Below are 24,188 nucleotides of genomic sequence, written 5' to 3'. Positions count from 1 at the left end.
GTTCATGTCCCCTTTTTTAGCATATCGAATAAAAAGAAGAGCCCTTTCCATGAAGGGCTGTTATCATCCTATTCATTACAATTCTCTTTCATGCGATTTATAAAACTTGTGAATGGACTGAAAGATTCTTCTTGGATGATCAAACATATGCAAGGTAAGGTCCATCTGACAATGGTCTGGATTCATCATATGTTGATCAATAAAAGGCTTTGCATGTAGTTCATAGGCATACGGTGCGCCGTTTAGTCTCTGCCATATATGAATCGGTACATGAGCTGAATGAACGGGGCAAGAAGGAAGTGGATACGTTTCTGCTTCCTTTGCAGAGCACCCATAGCTCTGTGCGAGTTCTTTCATGAACTGTTTGTAGAAGAATTTGTGTTCCTTTTCTCTTTCTCTTTGTGCTTGCAGGTGTAAACATGGATTCATCATGGCTATAGACCTTAGCACTTCTGGCATTTCTTCGGCAAGACTCATGGCGACAAGTGCACCCATTCCCTCTGCCAGCACATGAATTTCCCGGTTTAATATTTCTTGTTTTAATGTGTGATGAACAAGCTGTTTCGCACTAAAAACAGCATCTTCACATCCCCAGTGATTCCCATGAAGATGACTATTAAACAATGTATATCCTTCATCCTTTAAAGCAGTTAAAAGCTGGTTTCTTCCGTAATGCTGAAGCCAGAATGATGTATTTTCCTGCACAAAGTGATTTCGGTCACCGAGGATTAGAATGCCAAAGCCATTTGGTTTTTGAGGAAGGTGAATGACGTTCCACTGGGAACCAAGCTGGAAAAAACGTTCGCTTACACCCATATGGCCAGCCTCCTTTCAGTGATTCTGCTTTCTATGATATGAACAACAACTCTTGTAGGAATAAGGAAATCCCCTAAAGACAGAAGAATTCTTTTTATTTTTATAGTAGAAGGTCTCAAAATGGTCACATAAAGGCGGAAAACAGTCTTTTCTCTGAACTCGTATCTATGGTATGATAGTCAATAGATTGTTACATAAAGGACGGTGGAATAATGCATTACATTATCACCCTCATTTGGACTTTTCTGCTGACACATATGGCTGGTTACATCGTTGCATCTATGAATGGAGCTGCTTATGATTTTACGTTAACTTCCATTCTTGCCATAGTGTTTACGGTTATTTTATTCATCTTTGCTGAAGTAAGTCCAATGAAAGAAACAGAAAGTTCAACAGAACATTCTTAATATTGCTGGAAAAGAGCTAATGATTTGAGATTAGCTCTTTTTCTTTTTTTCAGAATGATGACCAGAAGTTGAGAGCGCACGCTAAAACCCCCTGCCGTTAATTACAGGGGGTTTTTGAGTTACACCTCAACCGTTTCGGACTTCTGTTTGTCTGCTGACAAATGGCTTTTCGCAAGCCCTGTGAACAGGAAGATCGCGATGCCCGATAAAATTTCAAGCACACCGCCCCCCGCAATGACAGGTCCTGCTCCAAAGCGTTCTGCCAGGACGCCCGATATGACGGCTGCAAGCGGGAGAAAGACATTTGATGACGCATTGATCACGGCATATACTTGCGGCTGATCTTCTTGGTCAACAGACGTTTGAATAATGACCATCTCTGGAACATTGATCGCACTGACGGCTGCACCAAAAATAAAGGAAGCTAGAAGAACGACTGGAAGCCATGTACTCATTCCAGTGATAAAGAATGCAGCTCCTTCAATCATGCCTGCGACAATAAAGAACAAGCCAAACCTTTTGATTTTCACCTTCGCCAGTGCAAAGCCCATCATAAACGCACCGACTGCGGCGACACCTCTTAAAATGGAATACACCATTGAATCACTTTGCAGCGCTTCTGCTACATATACAGCGGATAATGCCTGCCACGGAGCTGCAGCGACATTCATTAAAATACAATAAAGGGTCAGTGCAAATAAAATATGATGATTTTTAACGACTAGAAAGCCTCTTTTTAAGTTATACAGATATGTATTCTTTGCTTGTTTAATGTCTGCTGCTTTTTCTGCATCTGACTTTTGGAGTTTAACGCCAATAATGAACAAGCCCGATATGATAAATAAAGCAGTGGTGATCAGGAGCGTATCTGCAGGTCCAATTAATTTGACCAAAAGACCAGCGACCATCACCGCAGCAAGTGCGACAATTTCAAAAGATGATTGCAGGATCGCATTTGCTTTTTGAATGAGATGCTTTGGAACAATCTGCGGAAGGATAGCCACAGAAGCCGGGTTATAGGCTGCACCTGTTGCCGATTGAATAACCATTAATGAGATCAATAACCATAGAGGCAATATGTGCGAAAAATGCAGTAGTGGAATAATGAGTACAATGGTTGCTCGAATGACATCTGAAGCAAACATCCATTTAGATAAATGATGTCTTTTCATAAGAGGTCCTAGTATTGGGGCCAACAATGATGAAGGAAGAACTGTCACTGCTAGAAGAAGTCCGGTACCGAGCGCTCCATCCCCTCTTAAAATCAATAACCAAAGAACGGATGTAAAAGCAAAACTTTCTCCTGTATTTTTTATGAGTCTTGATATGAACAATGAGGTGAAGCGTTTATTCCAAACACTTTCACTGAGATTCATCTTTTCCATCACACAAATCCTTTCAACCTTATACTATTCTTACATATTTTACCTTAATCTTTCTTTTTTTCATACTATTTATTTGAAAATTGGAACTTAATTGTTTTTTATTATAAAGAAAAAAGAGGCATGACACATGCCTCTAAAGACTTATTCATATGGACTCTTAGTCAATTGCTTACGGCTTTCTTTGGTAAGTCCAAACACGGTTATGGTTCGAGTTATCCGGAAAGACGTCTCCTGCTTTAAGCTTTATCTTTAAAGGATCTTTCACCATACTACCGGTCTCACCGATTTCGATATAAACACCATTATTAGGTGCCTTATTACCAGATTTAAACTGATGCTGTTGACCCATTTCCATCCTCCTTTCTCGATTGATGTTATTATGTCCCGTCCATTGTCTCTCCAATCCAACATGTAAAAAGTCCCTGCTCAGTCGAGACAGGGACACTTGTGATTTATTTAGGTTGTTGATACATGAGCTCTTTGATTAACGCTTTTTGCACATGCAAGCGATTTTCTGCTTGCTGGAATACTTTAGAGTGTGGTCCATCAATGATATCAGCCGTCACTTCTTCTCCTCGGTGTGCCGGCAGACAATGAAGGAAGATATAATCTGCTGCTGCATGTTGCATGAGTTCCTCATTGACTTGATATTCTTTAAATTCAGCTAGACGTTTCTCTGTTTCAGCTTCCTGTCCCATGCTTGTAAATACGTCTGAATAAATGACATCTGCATCCTGAACAGCAGCTACTGGATCTGTTGTGACGATGACTTCTGCGCCTGATTGTTTTGCAAACGCCTGGGCAGTCTCTGTCACTTCTTGAAGAGGTTCATAGCCTTTTGGTGATGCAACGGCAATGTCACAGCCTAACTGCGCGCAGCCAACCATTAAGGAATGAGCCACATTATTCCCATCACCGATGTACGCCACTTTCACACCTTTTAGTGTGCCTTTTGCTTCTTTAATCGTCAGTAAATCAGCCAGTGCCTGACATGGATGAGAGTAGTCCGTTAGTCCGTTGATCACTGGAATAGAGGCGTATTTTGCAAGTTCTTCTACCTTCTCATGTTCAAAGGTTCGAATCATAATGCCATCTACATACCCAGACAGCACCTGCGCTGTATCACCAATCGTTTCTCCTCTGCCAATTTGCAGATCATTTGAGCTGAGGAAGAGCGCATGTCCGCCTAGCTGCGTCATGCCCGCTTCAAACGAGACACGGGTTCTAGTTGAAGATTTTTCAAAGATCATCGCTAATGTTTTTCCTTTGAATAAATCTTGATATGGATGTTGTTTCATTTCTTCTGCTTTTTCAATTAAGTACGCAATGTCATTGATCGAAAAGTCTTTTAACGATAAAAAGTCTTTTCCGTATAATGCCGGTTGCACGTCGACTTGGCTCATGCCGTCACTTCCTTTTTATATAATTCGTGGAGAGATACTGGTGATACATCTCCATCTTTTCCTTGCAGGAACGCTTGCGCTGTTTCATATTCGGTTAGAACTTGAACACCATGTGTGAGTGCTTTTACACGCTGTTCTTTTGCCTCTTCATCATTACCTAAATGAATGTGAAGCGATTTATCGTCTTGTTGCAGCCACGATTCAAAGCTGCCAGTCCAGACGTCAAAGCCTGCTCGTTTTGCTTCATCTACGAATAATTCACTGCCTTGTATAAAGAGGCTTCCTTTTTGTTTCCAGATCGGTGCAAACACTTTTTTCAACGCGCTTTCGACGTTCTTTCCAACACACATTCCTTCACCCGTCGCTTTCATTTCAGGTGTCAGCTTTAAATCGATATCTTGAATGGCATGTGAGGAGAAGACTGGGAATTTAACAGCTGTGCCCCCCTTATTCTTCGTTGCCGGTTTCAATTCTTCAAGCGTTGCACCAGCTAACAGCTGAGTCGCCATTGGGATCATGTCAACACCCATGACTTTACTTACAACTGGAACAGTCCGGCTTGCCCGAGGATTCACCTCTAATACGAGCGCCTGGTTCCCTTTTATCACAAATTGAATATTCATAATGCCTTTAAAAGCTAATTTCTTTGCGATTTGTTCAGAAGCGTTATACACCTGCTCTTTGATGTCTTCACTAATAGAGACACTTGGCAAGATGGCAAAGCTGTCACCTGAGTGTACGCCCGCTTTTTCAATATGCTCAACGATTGTTGGAATGAATGTCGTTTGTCCGTCTGAAATAAGATCCACTTCCACTTCTTTTCCAGTGACATACTCATCAATTAAGATCGGATAAGGTAAATGATCTGGCTGATCAAGTAGTTCTGCCAATTGAGCTTCTGTATGAACAACGATCATGCCCATTCCACCAATGACATATGATGGACGAATAAGAACAGGGTACCCGATGCTTGTAGCATGCCCCAGTGCTTCTTCTTTTGAATGAGCTGTATCTCCTTTTGCATGAGGAAGATTCAGTTCATCAAGAAGCTGATAGAATAAATCGCGATCTTCTAATGCATCTAGTGTGTCAAAGGACGTGCCTAACAAGGTAACGCCGGCTTTTTCTAAACCTTCCGCCACATTGATTGCTGTCTGCCCGCCAAATTGAACGATGACAAAATCAATTTGCTCCGCTTCAACTACGTTTAAAATATGTTCTAACGTGATCGGCTCAAAGTATAAACGATCTGCAATCTCATAATCGGTACTAACCGTTTCTGGATTGTTGTTCATCATGATGGTTTCAAATCCAAGCTTTTGTAGAGTAAGAACGCCGTGAACGGCACTATAATCAAACTCGACTCCCTGCCCAATTCGAATCGGACCGGAGCCAATGATGAGTGCACGCTGCTTTGTTTTCTCTTGATGCTCTCCATCACTTTTGCCAAAGTACGTAGAATAGAAGTAATTCGTTTTTGCATCGAATTCAGCCGCACATGTATCGACAATTTTAAATGAAGCGGCAATGCCATACTCTTGGCGAAGCTGTCTGATATCTTGTTCACTGCGATCCGTCAGAGAAGCGATTGTTTCATCAAGGAAACCTTTTTCTTTCACCTTTATTAAGGTGTTTTTGGATAGCGTCCCCTGATGATTCTTCAATTCTTGTTCGAGTGTGATCATATTCTTGAAGACATGTAAGAAAAACAGATCAATCTTCGTCGTTTTATGAATCGTTTCAACGGTTTCTTGTCTGGAAAGCAGCTCCATGACAGCGAAGAAACGGCGATCGTCCGGTGTTTTGATTAATTCAAATAACTGTTCAGTCGAATGTTCTTTCAGTTCAGGCAAGTGAAAGCCCTTTGTTTTGATTTCAAGTGATGCGACTGCTTTTTGAATGGCAGATTCTAAATTACGGTCAATCGCCATGACTTCACCAGTCGCCTTCATTTTTGTGCCTAAATTCCGGTCTGCCTGTTTAAATTTATCGAACGGCCAGCGCGGGAATTTCACCACGACATAATCGAGTGCCGGTTCAAAGCTAGCATACGTTGTTCCTGTAAGCGGATTTTTCAATTCATCTAGTGTATAACCGACCGCAAGTTTTGCCGCCATTTTGGCAATCGGATAGCCTGTTGCTTTCGATGCAAGAGCAGAAGACCGGCTGACCCGAGGGTTGACCTCAATGACAAAATATTCTTTGCTGAGTGGATCAAGAGCGAATTGGATATTACAGCCGCCAACGACATCAAGCGCTGAAATAATTTTTAAGCTTGCTGAGCGGAGCATTTGATAATCCTGATCCGTTAATGTCTGTGACGGTGCAACGACAATCGAGTCACCTGTATGCACACCAACTGGATCGATATTTTCCATGTTACATACAGTGATACACGTATTTTGACGATCTCTCATGACCTCATACTCGACTTCTTTAAAGCCAGCAATGCTTTTTTCAACTAAGCACTGATGAATCGGACTCGCTAGAAGAGCACCTTCAATCAGCGGTTTAAAAGCCTCTTCAGTTAAAGCGATGCCTCCCCCTTTACCACCAAGTGTGTAGGCTGGTCGAAGAATGACAGGAAAGCCCACTTCTTTTGCAAATTGAAGGGCGTCTTTCGCATTATCCACAATTTCACTTTCTGGTACAGGTTCATTCAAATGCTTCATGAGAGCACGGAATTTCTCACGATCTTCACCGTTTTCAATTGTTTCAACTGACGTTCCGAGCAGTTTTACCCCATGCTTTTTCAGCACACCGGCTTTTTCCAGCTCGACAGCAAGGTTTAAAGCCGTCTGTCCGCCAAGATTGGCTAAAAGACCATCTGGTTTCTCTTTTTCAATGATTCTTGTCACTGAATCAACTGAAAGCGGTTCAAAATAAATTTCATCAGCAAATGACTCGTCTGTCATAATGGTTGCTGGGTTGTTATTCACTAAAATGACGTTGTAGCCTTCTTCTTTTAAGGCCATACAACCTTGTGTCCCTGAGTAATCAAATTCTGCTGCCTGACCAATGATGATTGGACCGGACCCGATGACTAGAATGGTTTGTATGCTTTGATCTTTAGGCATGTGCGACTTCTCTCCTTGCTTGTTTCACTTTCTCAATAAAATCATCGAATACCCATTCACTTTCTGCAGGGCCTGGATGTGCTTCTGGATGAAATTGAACGGACATTATCAGCTTCTCTTTATGAATGAATCCTTCAACAGATCCGTCATTCACGTGGAGGAATTTGACGTCCACTTCTTTGTCATTCATGCTTTTTTCATTGACCACATAGCTATGATTTTGGCTTGTCATAAAGACACGTTTTGATTCTGTATCTTGTACCGGATGATTCGCTCCGCGGTGGCCAAAAGGAAGCTTATACGTATCCCCGCCAAGCGCAAGAGCAATTAATTGATGACCTAAGCAAATGCCTAGTGTCGGGAAGGTCATCATGATGTCATGAATGGTTTTTAAATATGGCTTCATTGTTTTTGGATCTCCAGGTCCATTTGACAAAAGGATCGCATCTGGCTTGATATCAAATACCTTTTCCATTTGTTTGTACGGAATCACTGTGACTTTACAGCCGCGCGCTTCGAGTGAGTCCGCAATTGATTTTTTAAAGCCAAAATCAATGAGCGCTACATGATCCTCGCCGCTGCCTTGTGTGTATACTTCATCTTCTGTGACCTGCTCAACCACATTGTCTTGCTTCATTGCAGGTGGCGTTTCATTTTCGTCTAAACTAAGCACTGCATTCATCGTTCCATTGGCTCGAATGTTCTGCACGACTGCGCGAGTATCTGTATGTGTAAGAAGCGGAATGTTCCACTTCTGTAAATAATCTTTTAAGCTTACGGCTGCAAGGTGATGAGAAAAATGGTCAGCTGCCTCATAGACAACGACCGCTTTTACTTGTGGTTTTTTGCTCTCAAAGTCTTCATGATTGATGCCGTAATTTCCGATGAGCGGATATGTGAAGACAATGATTTGTCCTTTATAAGAAGGATCTGTGAGCACCTCTTGATAACCTGTCATCCCTGTAAAAAAGACCACTTCACCTGTCATGCCAGCTTCTCCTGTCAGATCTCCTTCAAAAGAGGCTCCATCTTCTAAATTTAAATAACCTTTCATGCTTGTGTCACCCCATATTGAATAATTAATAATATAAATGCATGTTTATGCGTTCTAGTGTAAAAAAATTTAGACCGTTACTGCTTCATTTGCTAACACTTGAATGACCACTTCTATTGCTTGATCCAATTCAACTTTTTTGACATTCAGTGGAGGTAATAAACGAATGACATTCGGACCAGCTGGAAGCACCAGCAAACCTTGCGCTCGAAGGGCTGTGATGTAATCACCTACTGGCTGGTGACACTCAATCCCTGCCATTAATCCTTTGCCCCGTACTTCTTTCACGATATTCAGCTGTTTGACTTCTTGCAGTCTCTTTAAGAGATACGCACCCTTTTCTTTCACTTCTGAAAGAAAGTCTTCTTTGAATATCACATCAAGGGTTGCGTTCACAGCTGACATAGCGAGCATATTCCCACCAAATGTTGTGCCATGAGAGCCTGGAGAAAATGCATCCCCTAAAGCTTTTTTCCCTATCACTGCACCGACTGGAAACCCATTTCCTAAACCTTTTGCGGCTGAAATAATATCAGGATCAAGTCCCGATTGCTCATAGGCAAATGCTGTCCCTGTTCGCCCAATACCCGTTTGGATTTCATCTACAATCAGAAGTGCTTGATGTTTTTTGCAAAACGTTTGAACGGCTTCTAGAAATTCAGCTGTAGCTGGATTCACTCCACCTTCACCTTGCACCACTTCCAGCATGACAGCTGCGACATCATCGATTTCACACGCTGTGATCGCTTCAGGGTCATTAAACGGTATATAATGAAAGCCTTCCAGCATCGGTCCAAAACCAGTTTTGATTTTATCTTGACCTGTGGCAGCCATACCAGCATACGTGCGCCCATGGAAAGAGTGCAAAAACGTCACAATATTTGTTTTACCTGTTGCTTTTCGGGCCAATTTGATAGCCCCTTCATTCGCTTCAGCCCCGCTGTTGCAGAAAAATACGAGATCTCCTGAACTGTTTGCTGCCAGCTTTTCCGCTGCTTTTTCTTGCAGTCCATTTTCAAATAGATTTGATACGTGCCAGACCTCGTCAAGCTGCTTCTTGATGGCTTGATTGACCTTTGGATGATTGTGACCTAAATTCGTGACCGCAATGCCTTGTATAAAGTCTAAATATTTTTTCCCAGTTGTATCAACTGCCCAAGAACCTTCTGCCTCTTTAATTTCAACATTCCACCGTCCGTACGTTTGAAAGAGATGACTCACAGGACCGCCTCCTTTTGTTTTACAATTCGAGTTCCTTTAAAGGTATCTCCTGTAAAAATACTGCCTTTTCCATTCACAATCATGACTTCATCCACATCTCCTGATAAAGCACTTAGCGCAGATTGCACTTTTGGAATCATTCCCCCGGAAATAATACCTTCATCGATGAGCTTGAGCGCTTCTTGTTCGGTGACAACGTCTAACAGCTCACCATTTTTTAAAATTCCTTCCACATCTGTGACAAACATGAGCTTATCAGCTTTCATAGCTCCTGCGACTGCTGATGCTGCAAGATCAGCATTTACATTTAACGTTTGGCATTCTTCGGTCATAGATAGCGGCGCAATGACGGGAATGAATTGTTTCTCCATTAGTGCTTCTGCCATCTCTGGATTGACTTCTTTGATTTCGCCAACGTACCCATATACATCTTGATCGAGAAAATCGGCGACAAGCATCTGTCCATCTTTACCAGATACACCGACAGATGATATATCATGCTTTGCCAGCTCTGAAACAAAGTATTTATTCACCGTTCCTGAAAGGACCATTTCGGCTACCTCTAACACCGGCTTTGTTGTTTTGCGCTGTCCATCTACAAATTCCGTTTTCACTTCTAATTTTTGCAGCATGCTCGTGATTTCAGGACCTCCGCCATGTACGATAGCCAGTTTAAATCCAGCAGCTTGAAGTGAGCGGACATTTTCATAAAAGGTATCGGAAAGTTCTCGAATGACACTGCCTCCACACTTGAACACGATCGTTTTATCCATGTCTATCTCCTTCATTATGTGCGATAGCTCGCGTTAATTTTCACATAATCATAGGTAAGGTCACAGCCCCATGCGGCCGCTTCACCATTTCCTTCATTCATTTGAATGAAAATCGTAATCTCATCCTGCTCTAGATACGCTTTTGCTTCCTCTTCTGAGAAAGACTGGGGTTCATTATGTTTAAACAGACATTGCCCGCCTAAGTAAACTTCCACCTCTTCTGGCGTGACAGAAGCTGCGCTATGACCGATTGCTCCGACAATCCGGCCCCAGTTGGCGTCCGTACCGTATACGGCTGTTTTCACAAGACTTGAACCTACGATTTTTTTTGCAATAATACCAGCTTCTAAGTTGTTTTTTGCACCAACAACTTTCGCTTCGATTAATTTAGTTGCGCCTTCTCCGTCTCTTGCAATCTCTTTTGCTAGATCTTCGCAGGCTAGTTTTAATCCTTCTTTAAACAATGGCCATTCTGGATGTTCTTCATTCAGTGCCTGGTTTTCTGCCATTCCATTTGCCATCACAAGCACCATATCGTTAGTTGATGTTTCTCCATCGACGGTAATTTGATTAAACGTCACATCTGTAATGTCACGAAGAGCATTTTGCAAAGCTTCTTGTTCGACATTTGCATCGGTTGTGACAAACCCGAGCATTGTTGCCATGTTCGGATGAATCATACCAGAGCCCTTTGCTGCACCAGAAATGAGAATCTCTTTCCCGTCTATCGTCAAGGAGTATGTCGTATTTTTAATGACTGTATCTGTTGTTAGAATCGCTTCTTCAAAGTGGCCATTTCCTGCTTTTGCTTCTTTTAGCTGAGCGATGCCTGTTTTGATTTTATCCATATCCAGACACTCTCCAATGACACCAGTAGAAGAAACAGCAATGTAATCAGGCTCTGTCCCTAACATGTCTGCACAGGCTGCCTGCATGTCGTATGCATCTTTTAATCCCTGCTCACCTGTACATGCGTTGGCGATCGCACTATTGACAATGACACCTTTTAGTTTGCCCGTCTTTTTCAAGCTTTTTTGTGTGACTTGAAGAGGCGCAGCTTGAAAGTGACTTTGAGTGTATACCGCTGCACTCGCTGCTGGTACTTCACTGATGATCAAGCCAAGGTCTTTTTTTGAATAGCGTAATCCTATATGAATCCCCTTTGCTTCAAAACCTTTTGGTGATGATACGTCCCCGTCTATTTTGACAATACTTTTTTCATTCAATTCGATCATGTTTGTTGTCTCCCCTGTTCTTATGGATAGAGAGGTGTCATTGTGAGGCCCGCCTCTTCATGTAAGCCTTTGATGATATTGAAGTTTTGAACCGCTTGGCCGGCTGCGCCTTTCATGAGATTATCTATGACAGATACAATCGTCAGTCTGCCTGTTCGCTCATCTAAATGAAAACCAATGTCACAGAAGTTACTGCCGTATACTTCTTTTGTTTGCGGATATATCCCATGATCTCTCACTCTTACAAAATAGGAATCTTCATAAAAGTCCTTCATCCGTTTCATTAATTCTACTTTTGTGACATCTGCTTTCAATTGTGTATACATCGTCGCCATAATCCCTCTTGTCATCGGGACAAGATGTGTTGAAAATGTGATGTTCGCCGTTTGCGGGTTCCATTCTCTAAGTACTTGTTCTATTTCAGGTGTGTGCTGATGTTCATTCACCTTATAAATTTTAAAGTTATCGTTCAGCTCTGAAAAATGTGTGCCAAGTGAGGCTGATCGTCCTGCACCGGACACCCCGGTTTTTGCATCTATTATGATCATAGATTCATCGATTAAATTCTGTTTCATCAGCGGTGCTAAACCTAGAAGAACTGCAGTAGGAAAGCAGCCTGGGTTTGCAATGACTTCCGCTTGCTTAATGGTATCACGATTCAATTCAGATAATCCGTATACAGCTTGTTGAACCGATGCATCATCCGCTGCCCTTCGTTTATACCACGCTTCATAAACGGCCCCATCTTGAATGCGCAAGTCACCTGATAAATCAATAATTGGCACCCCTTGATTCATGAGCTTCGGTGTGAGTTCACTTGAAACGCCTGCTGGTGTCGCTAAAAACACAGCATCTGTTTCTTGCACAATGGCAGCCGGATCAATGGCTTTTAATGTTTGGTCAGTAATCGTTGTCAGATGCGGATAAGATTGACTGTATAATTGCCCATCACCACTTGATGAATACAATATACATTCCTCCACATGTGGATGCTGCTTAAAGATACGAACTAATTCCGCACCACCGTACCCTGTAGCACCTATAATACCTATTTTCAACGTCAATACACCCTCTTGATCTTTGTGAAATTATTTAACATTATAACATGTATAAAAATTAATTCAATTGTATATTTAATATTTGTTTTCATTTTTTTTCATAAAAAAATCCACATATCTTCGTGAGACATGCGGATTTTATCTATTGTTCTTCATATTGAGAACCAAAAGCGCACTGCATAAATATAATAGGGAACTTGCATAAAAAATCAAATGAATGGTGAAAAAATCAGCAAACAGGCCGCCAAGCATGATGGCGATAGATGAAAAAAGCGCTGTCCAAAAATGATAGTGCCCAACTTCTTTCATTCGCTTCTTCTCATTTGTGAGTTCGGTGACGAGCAGTTTCTCTCCGTGCTTCTGAACACCACCTAGCACACCTAAGGCAATCTGAATCATATAAACTTGCTCTACTTCTGTGATATGTGGAAAAAGGAGAAGAAGAAACGCCATACCAAACGAATGAATGATTAAAAAGAGACGCCTGTCGGTCGTTTCAGGAAGTTTTCCTAATAATAAATGAATGAACGCACCGCTCAAACCAAACAGACCATAAGCAAGACCAAATTGAGAATAGCTCGACCCAACATTTTTAATAAAAAGAATATAAAAAGGGAAAATGAGACTACTGGCGAAAAACAGTAGACTTTGTGAATAGACGAACCATTTCATTGCTTTAGCATTCATTGTGTATTGTACCTTTCATAAAAGTAGTTGATAAATCTGCCATCTGGATCTGCTTGCTTTTTCTTTTGAAAGAATAGATCGGTTTTTGGATACGCTTGTTTCATTTGTGCTTTCGTTTGATAAGGCATGTATGGTAAGTAATAGCTTCCATGGTGCCGCAAGGTGATATCTGTCATTTGCCGGATGACCCGCTCTGCTTCTGCCTTCTCTTCTTTCTCAAAACCATAATTCACTAACAAAACAAGTGCAAACATATCTTCTTTCGCATATGAGAGATCCGCTTTTTCATTTTTTTGTACGTAGCGGATCGTGATGTTCATTAAATTCAATTCTTCCTGTTGTAAAAACCCTCTCATGTAATCGATATACGCACGAAAACGATCAACTGGAACAAAGTATTCTTGAAGCACATCGGTATCTGACTCATTTTCATATTCTAAAAAAGCAGAATCAGACCGCATCACGTTATTTCTTGTGATCAGCTGGTCATTTTGACTTTGAAAATACTTCTTTTGCAAGTTCCATAGCAAATCTTTCCCCATATCAAATCTTCTCGAAAGGCCGAGCATAAATTTTAAAGGGATGACGAGCTGATCTTCTTTGAGCTCGCGGTATGGATCGATCTGTTGATCAGAAGTAAGTGAATAATTCGTCACATACATCTCTTTCAAAAAATTTGTTTTCGCTGTAGAGATTCTTGCGAGATGCATGCGCACTTCTTTATTGTTCTTTACATGCTTTTGAAAATAATCAGTGTATTCATCGAAGTGTAGAGAGGTTGTCTCCATTTTATATAATTCATCCTTTGTTAAGGAAAGCTCAACATCTAAAATGACACCGAATAAGCCGTATCCTCCAATCACGGCAGTAAATAAATCATCGCTAGGCTTTACTGTGATGATCTCTCCATCTGCTTTTAACAGTGTGAAAGAGCGCACAGTGTCAATAAGTGAGCCGTAGCGAATGTCACGTCCATGTGCATTTGCACTTAACGAGCCACCAATCGTAAAGATGTTTTGAGATTGCATCACCTTTACTGCAAGACCATATGGGTTCACATATGTTTGAATATCATCCCATGTGGCGCCGCTCTGGACCCGAATGGTCTTCTTTTTTTCATTAAATGATACGATTCGGCGAAATTTCGTCATGTCTAGTACAATGCCATTTTCATAATACGTGTGGCCGCCCATACTATGCTGCTTTCCGGCGATTGAAATGGGCAGATTCTTCTCTTTTGCTTCTTCTAATACTTCTTTTAAAGATTCTATTTCTTTTCCTTGCACGACTTTTTTTATTTTGACCGGCATGAGGTGACTCACATCTGTAAACGCCTCAAGTCCTTGTCTTTTGTGTGCTTGATCTTCACGTATAGAGACTGATGCAAAAAAGGCAGCACCATATCCCATCAAAAGGACGATCCATATCCACTTTCGTTTCATTATAGGTACTCCGTTCTATAAAATTACATCCATTATATCAAGCCATACTCCTCCTCTACCTTAATTTTTCATAAAAAAACCTGGTACGAGTTCTACTCATACCAGGTCGTATTTACTTATTGAATACCAAGCGCAATTTTAGCGTATCTTGACATTTTGTCACGTGTCCAAGGTGGATTCCATACGATGTGAACTTCTGTTTCTTTCACTTCAGGCAAGTCGCTTAATGCTTTTTTGACTTCATCGACGATAACTGGTGCAAGGGGACAGCCCATTGATGTTAAAGTCATTGTGATATCCGCTTTTCCATTCTCATCAAGATCGACATCATAGACAAGTCCAAGGTTGACGATGTCTACGTTTAACTCAGGGTCAATCACCTGTTCTAGGGCGCCTAAAATATTTTCTTTCAATGCTTCATCCATGATATCCACTCCTTTTTCAACTAGTATAACGTACTTTTCCTTTTGGCTAAACGTTTGTGCTTTTCAGGTGTGTCACAAACCAGTCAATGGTTTCAAACATCGCTTGTCTTGAGACCTTATGGCCAGCCTGTCCATCTGTAATAAAACGAATCAGGTGCGGATCTTCTTTATATTGGGTTTCTGCTAACTCGTCATAAAGAGCTTTTGCATGTCTGTAAGGGACAACTGGATCGTTTTCTGCATGCCAGAATAACAGCGGTCTTTTGTTTAATCGATCTGTTTGTAGCGTTAAATCATAAGGACGCAGCGCGTCTAATTGCTGATGAACCTCTTCATCTGTAATCTCTTTCATCAACCCTTTGTGCCGCATGTCCATAATTTGTGCTTGTAGGAATGTCGTATATTTCGGACTGCCCATCAAGCTGACTGCCGCTTTAATCCAATCATGTTTTGCGAGTGCACCAAAGGTCGTGATGCCTCCCATGGAAGTACCTGCAACACCTATTAGATCGGCTTCAATCAATTGTTTTTCTTGAAAATATGTTTTTAAGATATCGATTTCACGTATTTCGTTCAGGACGATTTCCCAAAACTTTGATGCCAGCTCCTCTAAGCTGAGGTTTTCTGATCTTACACCATGATAAGCACAGTCAGGCAAAATGACTCTCATGCCTTTTTCCGCCAAATGAAAGGCGAAGTGTAAGTTGTGCTCGCGTGCACTTGTAAATCCATGTATAAAAAATACAAGTGGCAGTGGTTTATCTTTATTTTCAGCTTTTACGATATGTAAAAATGGAATATCGTGTGTCATTTGCTCATCAATGGTGATCACAGCCTATGAATCCTCCTTTATCATTCCCGTCTTTGTTTATTTTAACATGTAGACAACGAAGATGTGATAAAGATACACTATAGGTGGAGGCACCCGCACCAGCTGCCTCCTATTACTTACAGATCAAAGGAGATTTTATGGAGACTAAACCTTATCTAATCGCACTTGACCTGGATGGCACGTTATTAAAAGACGATAAAACGATTTCTGCACACACACTTGATGTCATTCAAAAAGTGAAAGACAGCGGGCATCATGTCTGTATTTCAACTGGCCGGCCATTTCGTTCCAGCTCTCCTTATTATCAGCAATTGCAGCTCGATTCACCGATTGTGAACTTTAATGGAGCGTTTGTCCATCATCCTCTTGATGAAAAATGGGGCAGATTTCACACATCACTTGATCTTCAAGTCGTGAAACAGCTTGTGGATATTAGTGAGGAATATAAAGTACACAATGTGTTAGCTGAAGTGCTAGACGATTTGTATTTCCATTATCATGATGAAAAGCTCATTGATATATTTAATATGAATGCAAATAAAGTGACCGTTGGAGACCTTCGGAACAATCTTGGAGAGAATGTCACAAGCGTCTTAATTCACGCAAAAGAAGAAGACGTCGGAGCGATCCGGAGCTATTTGACAGATGTTCATGCAGAAGTGATTGACCACAGACGCTGGGCTGCTCCGTGGCACGTCATTGAAATTATTAAAACAGGTATGAACAAAGCCGTTGGACTGCAAAAGATCAGTGATTATTACGGTGTGCCTCAGGAGCGGATTGTGGCATTCGGAGATGAAGACAATGATTTAGAGATGCTTGAATTTGCTGGATGCGGGGTTGCCATGGGCAACGGGATTGATGCAGTGAAACGCGTCTCTAATGAAGTGACAGATACGAATGAACAAGATGGGATTGCAAAATTCCTAACGAATTACTTCTCGCTTTAATTTTTCCATTCATACATAGCAGGTCGAAGCGGGCATACTACCGTTAGACAGGTTGTCCTGTCAGCTTGTGTAAAGGGGCGGATTCCGAATGGGTAAAAGAAGCAAATCGAAACGCTTTATACAACAAGGTAAAGATTCAGTCAGTCTGCATGACGCACGTTTTCCGTATCGTTCCACACTTGAAGAAGCTGCGGAGGACAGGGGAAATATGAAGACTGATGCTTCTGGAGGTTCATTGTGAGAAACGAACTTTTTGATCAAGCCAAATCATTTACTGAGGAAGCCCTTACTTCTTCATTTCCATCTGGTTTAGAGCGTCAACAAGCAGTTCAGCGAGCTAAAAACGCCGTATCGTCTGCATTTGCTAATTCGACAGATGCAGAAAGAAACCAGCTGCATACGTTCCAAGACCTGCTTGATGATCTTTAACGAAAAAAGCTGTCCGCTTTGTGGACAGCTTTTCTTATGCTTATTTCACTTGGAACGTTTTCTTCTCAGTGATTTGCTTTAGCCCTTCTGCTTTTCCTTTAAATGTGACGACCGCTTCATACGTTCCCGGCTCCACACCGTTTGACCACGTGTCTTGGAAGTCATATGTTTCATCTGCTTTCAGCACAAAGGATTGGATGGCTTGTGTGAACATACGGTCTTTCGAGTAACGGTATTTTTCATTTCCGTCTTCATCGTACACACTCAATTCGAATTTTTGGCTTGTGTTACACGTGAATTCAATATCTCGATCTGATTCATTTTTGAGTGACATATGAAATTGAACCGAAGAACCTTTTTGGACGGGGTCTACTGTGAGTACAACGGTTTTTTCTCCCATTTGACCGGATACCTCCTTGTCTGGTTCATCCTTTTTTTGTTGTCCACAAGCTGTTAAAACCAATAGAACGAGAAAAAGCACTAACCCTTTTTTCATCTTCTACCCACCTTCTAATCTCGTCTGAAAAATCCAAGAATATTGGTTGTTTGAACAATATTTGTAAAGGCTTTTGGATCGACTTCCTTTATAATTTGTTCAAGTTCATACAGCTCATACCTTGTAATGACAATGACCATCATTTCTTTTTGTTCATTGGTAAATGCCCCTTTGGCCGGAACAGTCGTAATCCCTCTGACCATTTTTCCATAAATGGCTTCTTTGATTTCATCTGCTTTCTTTGTCACAATCATGGCGGTCAGCTTTTCATGTCTCGTATGGATGGCATCAATTACCCTAGTCGTCACATATAATGTGACAAGGGTATATAAAGCTTTCTCCCAACCTTGTAACAATCCTGCTGTAAAAATGATAATTCCGTTTAAAATGAAGAAATACGTGCCAACTGGTTTGTCTTTCCATTTCGCTAAAATCATCGCAATAATGTCAAGGCCGCCTGTAGATGCCCCATATTTCAGTGTAATCCCAATGCCAAGTGCAGAAATGACTCCGCCAAATACAGCATTTAATAAAATATCTTCAGAAACACTTGTCTCTGGTAAAATGCCGAGGAAAATCGTTGTCAGTGCCACACTAATAATGCTATACAAAGTAAAGGAACGACCAACCTTCATCCAGCCTAAAATGCCGACCGGAATGTTTAAAATAAATAATAGGATCCCTGTTGATAAATAAAACGGTGCATATTGATCGATTAAACTAGATAACAGCTGGGCAACCCCTGTAAAACCACTTGCATATACGTCAGCAGGGATTAAAAATAAATTCAGTCCAATCGCATTGAGTAAGGCACCAATGACGACGACGATGAATTTTTTTGCTTCTCCAATGAACATGTTGTCATTCCTCCACTTACCATTCTCTCTATGGTTTTCCCTAAAATTTAGAATTTGAACACGAAAAGATGATTTTCTATGATATAGTTAGGCTAAAAAGATGTAAAATATGGTTGATTTTTTTAGAAAGAAGGGATTTTGATGACCGTTCATATCATAGCAGACAGTGCTGCTGATCTGCCTCTTTCTTATTATGATGAACAAAACATGACACTCATTCCGCTGCGTGTGTTACTCGGCGAGCAGGAATTTGAGGATTTGATTACCATTGAACCAAAACAAGTATTTGATGCGATGAGACAAGGTGCAAGTCCAAAAACATCACAAGCTTCACCGAACCGGATAAAGGAAGCCTTTGTTTCTGCAGCACAAACCCATACATCGGCTATTTATGTTGCCTTTTCATCAGAGCTTTCAGGTACATACCAAACCGCTGTGATGATGGCAAACGAAGTGAAGGAAGAATACCCTGATTTCGATTTACGAATCATTGATTCTAAATGTGCTTCACTTGGTTATGGACTAGCTGTCAAACACGCTCAATCACTTGCCATTGACGGAAATACAATACAAGAAATTGAAACGTCTGTAAAGCATTTTTGTGAATCTTTACAACATATTTTTACTGTAGACGATTTATCGTATTTAGCAAGAGGCGGAAGAATCAGTAAAGCGTCCGCATTTGTTGGCGGATTGTTAAGTATTAAACCCATTTTACACGTTGAGGATGGAAAACTGATACCCCTTGAAAAAATTCGTGGCCGTAAAAAATTATTGAAACGCATAATCGAGCTGATGAAAGAACGCGGATCTGACTGGTCCAGCCAAACTGTTGGCATTAGTCATGGAGATGACCCTGCACTTGCAGAAGAAATGAGACAATTAATCGAAGCCGAATTTCATCCAAAAGAAATCGACATCCAGGTCATCGGCGCAGCTGTCGGGTCCCACTCAGGCCCTAGCACACTTGCCATTTTCTTTACAGGCAGCCCATCATAAAAAGCACCCTTCCCTGAATCATCACGGGAAGGGTGCTTTTCTTATGATAGCTTAAATCGGTGAACGGTTTCGTTTAACCTTGCCGTCATACTCATCAGTTCTTCTACTTGTTTGTTCATTTGATGGAAAGATTGCAGTTGTTCGTTTGCCGAGGCAGAAATTTCTTCGCTGCCCGCTGCCGTTTCTTCTACAACGGCACTAATATTTTCAATCGAGTGCAGCACTTGTCCGCCAAGCTCTGTTGATTGAATAATTTGGTCATTTAAGACCGCCATTTCTTGCTTAATATGTTGTGCTTTTGTTTCTATATCTTCAAAGGAGTGTGAGGTTTTGTCCATTGCATCTTGCTGCTGAAGTGATAGCTTGACCCCTTCTTGTACAGTTTGGCTAATGGATTGAATGCCTTTTTCAATATGACTCACCATGTCAAAAATTTGTCTTGTTGCACGAGACGATTCATCTGCCAGCTTACGAATTTCGTCCGCTACGACGGCAAACCCTTTGCCAGCTTCTCCTGCTCTTGCCGCTTCAATCGCCGCATTGAGCGAGAGGAGGTTTGTCTGGTCCGCAATATCAGAAACCGTTTTGGCCATTGCGGAGATTCCGCTTGCGTACTGAGTGAATTCTCCTGCAGACTCTTCAATTTGTCTCGTCGCACGTGTATTTTTTTCAATGGCTGCTTTTGTTTCTGTTAACGTGTGCTTTCCGCTTTCCACCGCTTCAATGGCATCCTCTGTACTACGGATGACTGTATGTGATCTTTCGGAATTCTTACGGCCATGTGAATCCATTTTTTCAATCAAACTAACGCCATGCTGAAGGTCTTCTGAAATCGCTTGTGAACCATTCGCCATTTCGTCTGTCGATACAGACACTTGATTGGCCGATTCCATAAGCTTTTTGTTTTCATCATCTAACTGAACCGAGAATGATTCTACTTGGCTTGATACATGGCTGATTTCTTGAATCAAGCTAATCAGCTGATCCGTCATTTGATTGAACGACTCATTTAAGCCACCGATTTCATCTTTCCGCTTGATGTCCATCCGCTCCACAGCGAGGTTTCCTTCGGCAATCTGTTTTGCCCGGTAAGAAAGGGATTTGATTGGTGTCACAATGGATCTCGTTAAACCAATATTTAAAAAGACGGCGATGACAATCAATGTGAGGGCTGCGACAGATGCGCTTGTGATGATCCTTTGCACATTGTCTGCCGCCTCCTCTAAATGGTATTCATACGCTTCTTGTGCTCTTTTATTCATCGTATGCACGTCGTTTAAAACACCGTCAATTCTGGCAGCCACTCGTCTGGCATCAGAGGCATTTTTTTCACCAATGGCATTGTTTGCTTCTTGCGTCCATGTGTCAAACTTTGAATTTAACCGTGTTAGGGCTTCTTTGTTCATATTTCCTGCGTTTTTGTTTAACGTTTGCAGCTTTTTTTTCGCTGTTGATATATCGGTTTGAACGACCTCTAGCTGTTCATCTGAAAGGGTCATGGAATAATTGGTCATGGCTTGTTCGACACTTTCAAAGCTGGCCTTCGTTTTTTGTACGTTCAGTAAGGTTTGAACTTCTGTTTCGCTTGATGACTGAATCTTTGTCATGCTCACAATAATAAAGGCAATTACGCCAACCGCTAAAAGAAGTGAAATGAGTGAGTTGAGCAAAATTTTGATGCGTAAGCTCATGATGCTGCCCCCTCTTCTTTCAGAAGTGTTTGCTTCAGTCCATTTAATTTTTTGGTCAATTTCTCAGCATCTTTGAGCACCCGGATTCTTGCCATATCGATTCCGTCATTACTTAAGTCATAAACGATATGTCCACTTTTGATTTTGCTGCTTTTGACGAGCTGTTCGCTGAATTGATAGACGACTTCATCTACTTTTTTGACCATAGACGAAATAACGGCTTTTTCAGCTGTATAATACTGATCGCTGTCCACGCCGATTGCATATTTGCCTTGCGCTTGCGCTTCTTTTAATACACCAACACCCGTATAACCGGCTGCGGCATATAAAACATCTGCTTTCTTTTTGATCATGTCTTTCGCTATGTTACTGCCTTTACCTGCATCACTAAATGTGCCAGCATACGTGGATACGACCTTAATTTTCGGATTCACTGATTTTGCGCCTTTTTGATAGCCTTGTTCAAATCGATGGATCACCTCTGCATCGACTCCGCCCACAAAACCAATGACATCGCTTTTTGTTGTCATGGCAGCAAGTGCTCCCGCTAAATAGCTGCCCTGCTCTTCTTTAAAAGTCACTGATGTGACATTTTTCAGTTCAGACACAGCATCAATGAGTAAAAATTGCTTTTTCGGATATTTTTTCGCTACCTTTTCTAAGTCTTCTTGCATACTGAAACCTACACCGATGATCAGGTCATTTCCATCTTTCACAAGCTCGGTCAGCCCTTTTTCATATGTATCGGTTTCTGCAATTTCTCTATAATCGAATTCAATGCCAAGCTCATCACGTGCTTTTTCTAATCCTTTAAATGATGAATCGTTAAATGATTGATCACCAAGACCATCATCCGTCAGCATGACACCAATATGCTTCGTATTTGATACCGGTGGTCCCCCCTGCTGATTGCTGCATGAGGCGAGTACCATGATCATAGCTGCCATCAGAAGTAATGAAATCTTCACTTTCATCCAAAAACACACTCCTTTTATCATCCTTACCCCTTATTTATCGGATTTGAGAGTCATTGTTTCAATGATAAAGTGAAGGATTTTCAGCTTTTTTCATGACTTTTTTCACTGAAAAAAACCATTATTTATGACAAAAATAAAAAAAGTGAGCAAATGCTCACTTTTTCTCGTATGTCCATCCTTCTTTTTGGTAAACAAGATCATTTTTCATCAGATGACCTAATGCTCGTTTGAAGGCTGCTTTGCTCATTTGAAATCTTTCCCGGATATCTTCTGGATCGCTTTTATCGCCGAAAGGCATTGCACCGTTTCTCGTTCTCATGTAAGTTAAGATTTCTTCTGCATCGACAGATAATGCATCCTGCTTTCTCGGAAGCAGAGAAACGTTTACAGTTCCGTCCTCTTTCACTGCAATGACGCGTCCTGTCACGGTCGATCCCAATCTAGGCTCTTCCTTTCGTTCCGTGCGGTGGATAAATCCACGCACGCCTGTATCTGTCAGCATAAAAGAACCTGTCGCAATTAAGCGATAGATTGTCCCCGTGATTTCTTTGTTCATTAACGTTTCTGGCGCCTCAGTAAACAATTCACTGATCACATCTTCAGTGGCTGGTTTTGCGAACATTCTCCCGTAACTTGTCACTTTGAGCATACAGTATAGTTTGTCGCCTTTTTTCGGCCACGCTTCCTCAAAAGGCGGGAGGTGTTCAGTTGCAACAAGTGCATCCTTTGACAAACCTATATCGACAAAAGCACCCATATCTTCTACAACGTCTACGACTTCTACCCAGTCGTATGTATGTGCATTGATTTTAGGAATTTTCATCGTCGCTGCCAGTCTTTCCTCATGATCTACATATAAGTAGACCTCTACTTCATCACGATCTCCAATATCCTCTGTCATCTCACTGCGATGTAGGAGAACAGAATCTTCGCCATCTGTTAAAAAGTAGCCGTATTCCATCTCGTTATCTATTTGCAAGGTCAGTTGCTCACCTGGTCTCATGTTCTCTTCCTTCCTATCTGCCCTTAAAAGAGCGTTCGTTCATCTTTTGATTCACTTTATTCTACTATACTTCTGTCATCATGAACATCTCTAGTTCTGTTAGCTAAAGTGGACAAACTGTACTTGAATTATACCGCATACATCTGAACTCTCTTCGATAAAGTTTCTTCTTCCCCTATGGGCATGATAAAATAGACGCAATATCTATAGTTGGAGGTCATATGTGATGGCAAAAGAAAGTTCATTTGATATTGTATCGAAGGTGGAGCTGCCAGAGGTGCAAAACGCCATTCAAGCAGCACTGAAAGAAATTAAAAACCGTTATGATTTTAAAGGAAGTAAAAGTGATATTTCACTAGAAAAAGAAGAACTCGTTCTCATTTCTGATGATGACTTCAAGCTGGAGCAGCTAAAGGATGTCCTTGTGACAAAACTGATTAAACGAAACGTACCGACTAAAAACATTGACTACGGAAAAACAGAACATGCCCTAGGTGGAACCGTTCGCCAGCGTGCAAAGCTGATTAGCGGGATTGATAAGGACAATGCCAAAAAGATCAATGCCTTGATCAAACAATCTGGTATAAAAGTAAAGTCGCAATTTCAAGATGACCAAGTGCGTGTGACAGGAAAAAATAAAGATGATTTACAAGAAGTGATTGCGCTTATGCGCAAGGCAGATTTACCGATTGACGTCCAATTTATAAATTTTCGATAAATTTCAAATTTTCCATTGATTATTTCCGATTTTTTCGATACAGTTGATGGAAGTTCAATTCATTGACATGTTCATATCGCTTTCTTATCAAGAGAGGCAGAGGGACTGGCCCTGTGAAGCCTCAGCAACCGGTGTAGTAGAAATCTATTTTCTATGACCAAGGTGCTAAATCCAGCAAGCAACTGCTTGGAAGATAAGAAGAAGAATTTCAATACAGCCAAAAAGTCTTCTTCTTATCAGAAGGCTTTTTTTG

Annotated in this window: 25 protein-coding genes and 1 riboswitch; of the genes, 6 read left to right on the top strand and 19 right to left on the bottom strand. The window is 41.3% G+C overall.

Translation table 11 applies throughout. From position 1 onward, the window contains the following. Positions 1-75: 75 nt before the first annotated feature. The gene (locus ID12_RS10290) at positions 76-816 is read right to left on the bottom strand and encodes a hypothetical protein (protein ID WP_007499048.1); all 741 of its coding nucleotides are present in this window, start codon (positions 814-816) and stop codon (positions 76-78) included. Between the two features lie 212 nt (positions 817-1,028). On the opposite strand from ID12_RS10290, the gene ID12_RS10285 reads away from it, so the two are divergent. Continuing rightward, positions 1,029-1,223 carry a YjzD family protein gene (locus ID12_RS10285; protein ID WP_008348514.1) on the top strand — a complete coding sequence of 65 codons (195 nt, stop codon included), beginning with the start codon at positions 1,029-1,031 and terminating at the stop codon, positions 1,221-1,223. A 119-nt stretch (positions 1,224-1,342) separates the two neighbouring features. On the opposite strand, the gene ID12_RS10280 is transcribed toward ID12_RS10285, so the two are convergent. The 13 genes from ID12_RS10280 to ID12_RS10220 form a co-directional block, all read right to left on the bottom strand. Next, positions 1,343-2,608 carry an MFS transporter gene (locus ID12_RS10280; RefSeq protein ID WP_007499050.1) on the bottom strand — a complete coding sequence of 422 codons (1,266 nt, stop codon included), beginning with the start codon at positions 2,606-2,608 and terminating at the stop codon, positions 1,343-1,345. Positions 2,609-2,777: 169 nt separating this feature from the next. After that, positions 2,778-2,957, bottom strand: coding sequence for a YjzC family protein (locus ID12_RS10275; protein ID WP_008348517.1), 180 nt, complete (start codon positions 2,955-2,957; stop codon positions 2,778-2,780). 103 nt (positions 2,958-3,060) lie between these two features. Further along, a complete protein-coding gene (gene argF, locus ID12_RS10270; RefSeq protein ID WP_017360177.1) occupies positions 3,061-4,011 on the bottom strand; it encodes an ornithine carbamoyltransferase in 951 nt (316 codons plus the stop codon). Next, positions 4,008-7,088, bottom strand: coding sequence for a carbamoyl-phosphate synthase (glutamine-hydrolyzing) large subunit (locus ID12_RS10265; RefSeq protein ID WP_050827144.1), 3,081 nt, complete (start codon positions 7,086-7,088; stop codon positions 4,008-4,010). Before ID12_RS10265 ends, argF begins: the two co-directional genes overlap by 4 nt. Continuing rightward, complete coding sequence (locus ID12_RS10260; protein ID WP_017367005.1) at positions 7,081-8,142, bottom strand: carbamoyl phosphate synthase small subunit; 1,062 nt, start codon at positions 8,140-8,142, stop codon at positions 7,081-7,083. Before ID12_RS10260 ends, ID12_RS10265 begins: the two co-directional genes overlap by 8 nt. Before the next feature lie 69 nt (positions 8,143-8,211). Further along, positions 8,212-9,363, bottom strand: coding sequence for an acetylornithine transaminase (locus ID12_RS10255; protein WP_050827143.1), 1,152 nt, complete (start codon positions 9,361-9,363; stop codon positions 8,212-8,214). Beyond that, positions 9,360-10,136, bottom strand: coding sequence for an acetylglutamate kinase (argB, locus tag ID12_RS10250; protein WP_017360181.1), 777 nt, complete (start codon positions 10,134-10,136; stop codon positions 9,360-9,362). Before argB ends, ID12_RS10255 begins: the two co-directional genes overlap by 4 nt. Before the next feature lie 14 nt (positions 10,137-10,150). Next, positions 10,151-11,371, bottom strand: a complete 1,221-nt coding sequence (gene argJ, locus ID12_RS10245) for a bifunctional ornithine acetyltransferase/N-acetylglutamate synthase (protein ID WP_007499060.1) — start codon at positions 11,369-11,371, stop codon at positions 10,151-10,153. Between the two features lie 20 nt (positions 11,372-11,391). Then, positions 11,392-12,429, bottom strand: coding sequence for an N-acetyl-gamma-glutamyl-phosphate reductase (argC, locus tag ID12_RS10240; RefSeq protein ID WP_048001745.1), 1,038 nt, complete (start codon positions 12,427-12,429; stop codon positions 11,392-11,394). 138 nt (positions 12,430-12,567) lie between these two features. Continuing rightward, positions 12,568-13,116 (bottom strand): MFS transporter, encoded by a 549-nt coding sequence (locus ID12_RS10235; RefSeq protein WP_048001695.1) that lies wholly within the window; start codon positions 13,114-13,116, stop codon positions 12,568-12,570. Next, positions 13,113-14,558 carry an FAD-binding oxidoreductase gene (locus tag ID12_RS10230; RefSeq protein WP_050827142.1) on the bottom strand — a complete coding sequence of 482 codons (1,446 nt, stop codon included), beginning with the start codon at positions 14,556-14,558 and terminating at the stop codon, positions 13,113-13,115. The genes ID12_RS10235 and ID12_RS10230 overlap by 4 nt, the downstream gene beginning before the upstream one ends. 116 nt (positions 14,559-14,674) lie before the next feature. Then, entirely contained in the window at positions 14,675-14,983 is a 309-nt protein-coding gene (locus ID12_RS10225; protein WP_003211530.1) for a metal-sulfur cluster assembly factor, read from the bottom strand. A 46-nt stretch (positions 14,984-15,029) separates the two neighbouring features. Further along, a complete protein-coding gene (locus ID12_RS10220; protein ID WP_041093094.1) occupies positions 15,030-15,815 on the bottom strand; it encodes an alpha/beta fold hydrolase in 786 nt (261 codons plus the stop codon). Positions 15,816-15,952: 137 nt separating this feature from the next. Between ID12_RS10220 and ID12_RS10215 the strand changes: the two genes are divergently transcribed. From ID12_RS10215 to ID12_RS10205, 3 genes are all read left to right on the top strand, one after another. Then, positions 15,953-16,765 (top strand): Cof-type HAD-IIB family hydrolase, encoded by an 813-nt coding sequence (locus ID12_RS10215; protein ID WP_008348537.1) that lies wholly within the window; start codon positions 15,953-15,955, stop codon positions 16,763-16,765. An 88-nt stretch (positions 16,766-16,853) separates the two neighbouring features. Further along, complete coding sequence (locus ID12_RS10210) at positions 16,854-17,006, top strand: hypothetical protein (protein WP_008348539.1); 153 nt, start codon at positions 16,854-16,856, stop codon at positions 17,004-17,006. Next, positions 17,003-17,194 carry a DUF3813 domain-containing protein gene (locus tag ID12_RS10205; RefSeq protein WP_008348541.1) on the top strand — a complete coding sequence of 64 codons (192 nt, stop codon included), beginning with the start codon at positions 17,003-17,005 and terminating at the stop codon, positions 17,192-17,194. Before ID12_RS10210 ends, ID12_RS10205 begins: the two co-directional genes overlap by 4 nt. A gap of 40 nt (positions 17,195-17,234) precedes the next feature. Here ID12_RS10205 and ID12_RS10200 read toward each other — a convergent pair whose 3' ends face one another. Both ID12_RS10200 and ID12_RS10195 read right to left on the bottom strand, forming a co-directional pair. After that, positions 17,235-17,690 carry a BsuPI-related putative proteinase inhibitor gene (locus ID12_RS10200; protein WP_050827141.1) on the bottom strand — a complete coding sequence of 152 codons (456 nt, stop codon included), beginning with the start codon at positions 17,688-17,690 and terminating at the stop codon, positions 17,235-17,237. Positions 17,691-17,704: 14 nt separating this feature from the next. After that, positions 17,705-18,547 carry a YitT family protein gene (locus tag ID12_RS10195; RefSeq protein WP_007499067.1) on the bottom strand — a complete coding sequence of 281 codons (843 nt, stop codon included), beginning with the start codon at positions 18,545-18,547 and terminating at the stop codon, positions 17,705-17,707. Between the two features lie 141 nt (positions 18,548-18,688). On the opposite strand from ID12_RS10195, the gene ID12_RS10190 reads away from it, so the two are divergent. Continuing rightward, positions 18,689-19,546 carry a DegV family protein gene (locus ID12_RS10190; protein WP_008348544.1) on the top strand — a complete coding sequence of 286 codons (858 nt, stop codon included), beginning with the start codon at positions 18,689-18,691 and terminating at the stop codon, positions 19,544-19,546. Between the two features lie 41 nt (positions 19,547-19,587). On the opposite strand, the gene ID12_RS10185 is transcribed toward ID12_RS10190, so the two are convergent. From ID12_RS10185 to ID12_RS10175, 3 genes are all read right to left on the bottom strand, one after another. After that, positions 19,588-21,237 (bottom strand): methyl-accepting chemotaxis protein, encoded by a 1,650-nt coding sequence (locus ID12_RS10185; RefSeq protein WP_050827140.1) that lies wholly within the window; start codon positions 21,235-21,237, stop codon positions 19,588-19,590. After that, a complete protein-coding gene (locus ID12_RS10180; RefSeq protein WP_050827139.1) occupies positions 21,234-22,211 on the bottom strand; it encodes a BMP family lipoprotein in 978 nt (325 codons plus the stop codon). The genes ID12_RS10185 and ID12_RS10180 overlap by 4 nt, the downstream gene beginning before the upstream one ends. Positions 22,212-22,368: 157 nt before the next feature. Continuing rightward, the gene (locus ID12_RS10175) at positions 22,369-23,217 is read right to left on the bottom strand and encodes a CvfB family protein (protein ID WP_050827138.1); all 849 of its coding nucleotides are present in this window, start codon (positions 23,215-23,217) and stop codon (positions 22,369-22,371) included. Between the two features lie 226 nt (positions 23,218-23,443). Here ID12_RS10175 and ID12_RS10170 point away from each other — a divergent pair, with 226 nt between their 5' ends. Beyond that, positions 23,444-23,935 (top strand): YajQ family cyclic di-GMP-binding protein, encoded by a 492-nt coding sequence (locus tag ID12_RS10170; RefSeq protein WP_007499076.1) that lies wholly within the window; start codon positions 23,444-23,446, stop codon positions 23,933-23,935. Between the two features lie 81 nt (positions 23,936-24,016). Further along, positions 24,017-24,135: riboswitch (SAM riboswitch) on the top strand. Positions 24,136-24,188 lie beyond the last annotated feature (53 nt).

The sequence above is a fragment of the Bacillus altitudinis genome, from assembly GCF_001191605.1.
GTDB lineage: Bacteria > Bacillota > Bacilli > Bacillales > Bacillaceae > Bacillus > Bacillus altitudinis.
Note: the sequence above shows the minus strand (reverse complement) of the source record. Positions and strands in the feature narration are given on the sequence as shown.

Coding starts and splice junctions, on each gene's coding strand:
- ID12_RS10290 (WP_007499048.1), bottom strand. CDS start 816: ATGGGTGTAAGCGAACGTTTTTTCCAGCTTGGTTCCCAGTGGAACGTC.
- ID12_RS10190 (WP_008348544.1), top strand. CDS start 18,689: ATGACCGTTCATATCATAGCAGACAGTGCTGCTGATCTGCCTCTTTCT.
- ID12_RS10215 (WP_008348537.1), top strand. CDS start 15,953: ATGGAGACTAAACCTTATCTAATCGCACTTGACCTGGATGGCACGTTA.
- ID12_RS10185 (WP_050827140.1), bottom strand. CDS start 21,237: ATGAGCTTACGCATCAAAATTTTGCTCAACTCACTCATTTCACTTCTT.
- ID12_RS10265 (WP_050827144.1), bottom strand. CDS start 7,088: ATGCCTAAAGATCAAAGCATACAAACCATTCTAGTCATCGGGTCCGGT.
- ID12_RS10275 (WP_008348517.1), bottom strand. CDS start 2,957: ATGGGTCAACAGCATCAGTTTAAATCTGGTAATAAGGCACCTAATAAT.
- ID12_RS10210 (WP_008348539.1), top strand. CDS start 16,854: ATGGGTAAAAGAAGCAAATCGAAACGCTTTATACAACAAGGTAAAGAT.
- ID12_RS10230 (WP_050827142.1), bottom strand. CDS start 14,558: ATGAAACGAAAGTGGATATGGATCGTCCTTTTGATGGGATATGGTGCT.
- ID12_RS10200 (WP_050827141.1), bottom strand. CDS start 17,690: ATGAAAAAAGGGTTAGTGCTTTTTCTCGTTCTATTGGTTTTAACAGCT.
- argF (WP_017360177.1), bottom strand. CDS start 4,011: ATGAGCCAAGTCGACGTGCAACCGGCATTATACGGAAAAGACTTTTTA.
- ID12_RS10170 (WP_007499076.1), top strand. CDS start 23,444: ATGGCAAAAGAAAGTTCATTTGATATTGTATCGAAGGTGGAGCTGCCA.
- ID12_RS10225 (WP_003211530.1), bottom strand. CDS start 14,983: ATGGATGAAGCATTGAAAGAAAATATTTTAGGCGCCCTAGAACAGGTG.
- ID12_RS10180 (WP_050827139.1), bottom strand. CDS start 22,211: ATGAAAGTGAAGATTTCATTACTTCTGATGGCAGCTATGATCATGGTA.
- ID12_RS10285 (WP_008348514.1), top strand. CDS start 1,029: ATGCATTACATTATCACCCTCATTTGGACTTTTCTGCTGACACATATG.
- ID12_RS10195 (WP_007499067.1), bottom strand. CDS start 18,547: ATGTTCATTGGAGAAGCAAAAAAATTCATCGTCGTCGTCATTGGTGCC.
- ID12_RS10175 (WP_050827138.1), bottom strand. CDS start 23,217: ATGAGACCAGGTGAGCAACTGACCTTGCAAATAGATAACGAGATGGAA.
- argB (WP_017360181.1), bottom strand. CDS start 10,136: ATGGATAAAACGATCGTGTTCAAGTGTGGAGGCAGTGTCATTCGAGAA.
- argJ (WP_007499060.1), bottom strand. CDS start 11,371: ATGATCGAATTGAATGAAAAAAGTATTGTCAAAATAGACGGGGACGTA.
- ID12_RS10235 (WP_048001695.1), bottom strand. CDS start 13,116: ATGAATGCTAAAGCAATGAAATGGTTCGTCTATTCACAAAGTCTACTG.
- ID12_RS10260 (WP_017367005.1), bottom strand. CDS start 8,142: ATGAAAGGTTATTTAAATTTAGAAGATGGAGCCTCTTTTGAAGGAGAT.
- ID12_RS10280 (WP_007499050.1), bottom strand. CDS start 2,608: ATGGAAAAGATGAATCTCAGTGAAAGTGTTTGGAATAAACGCTTCACC.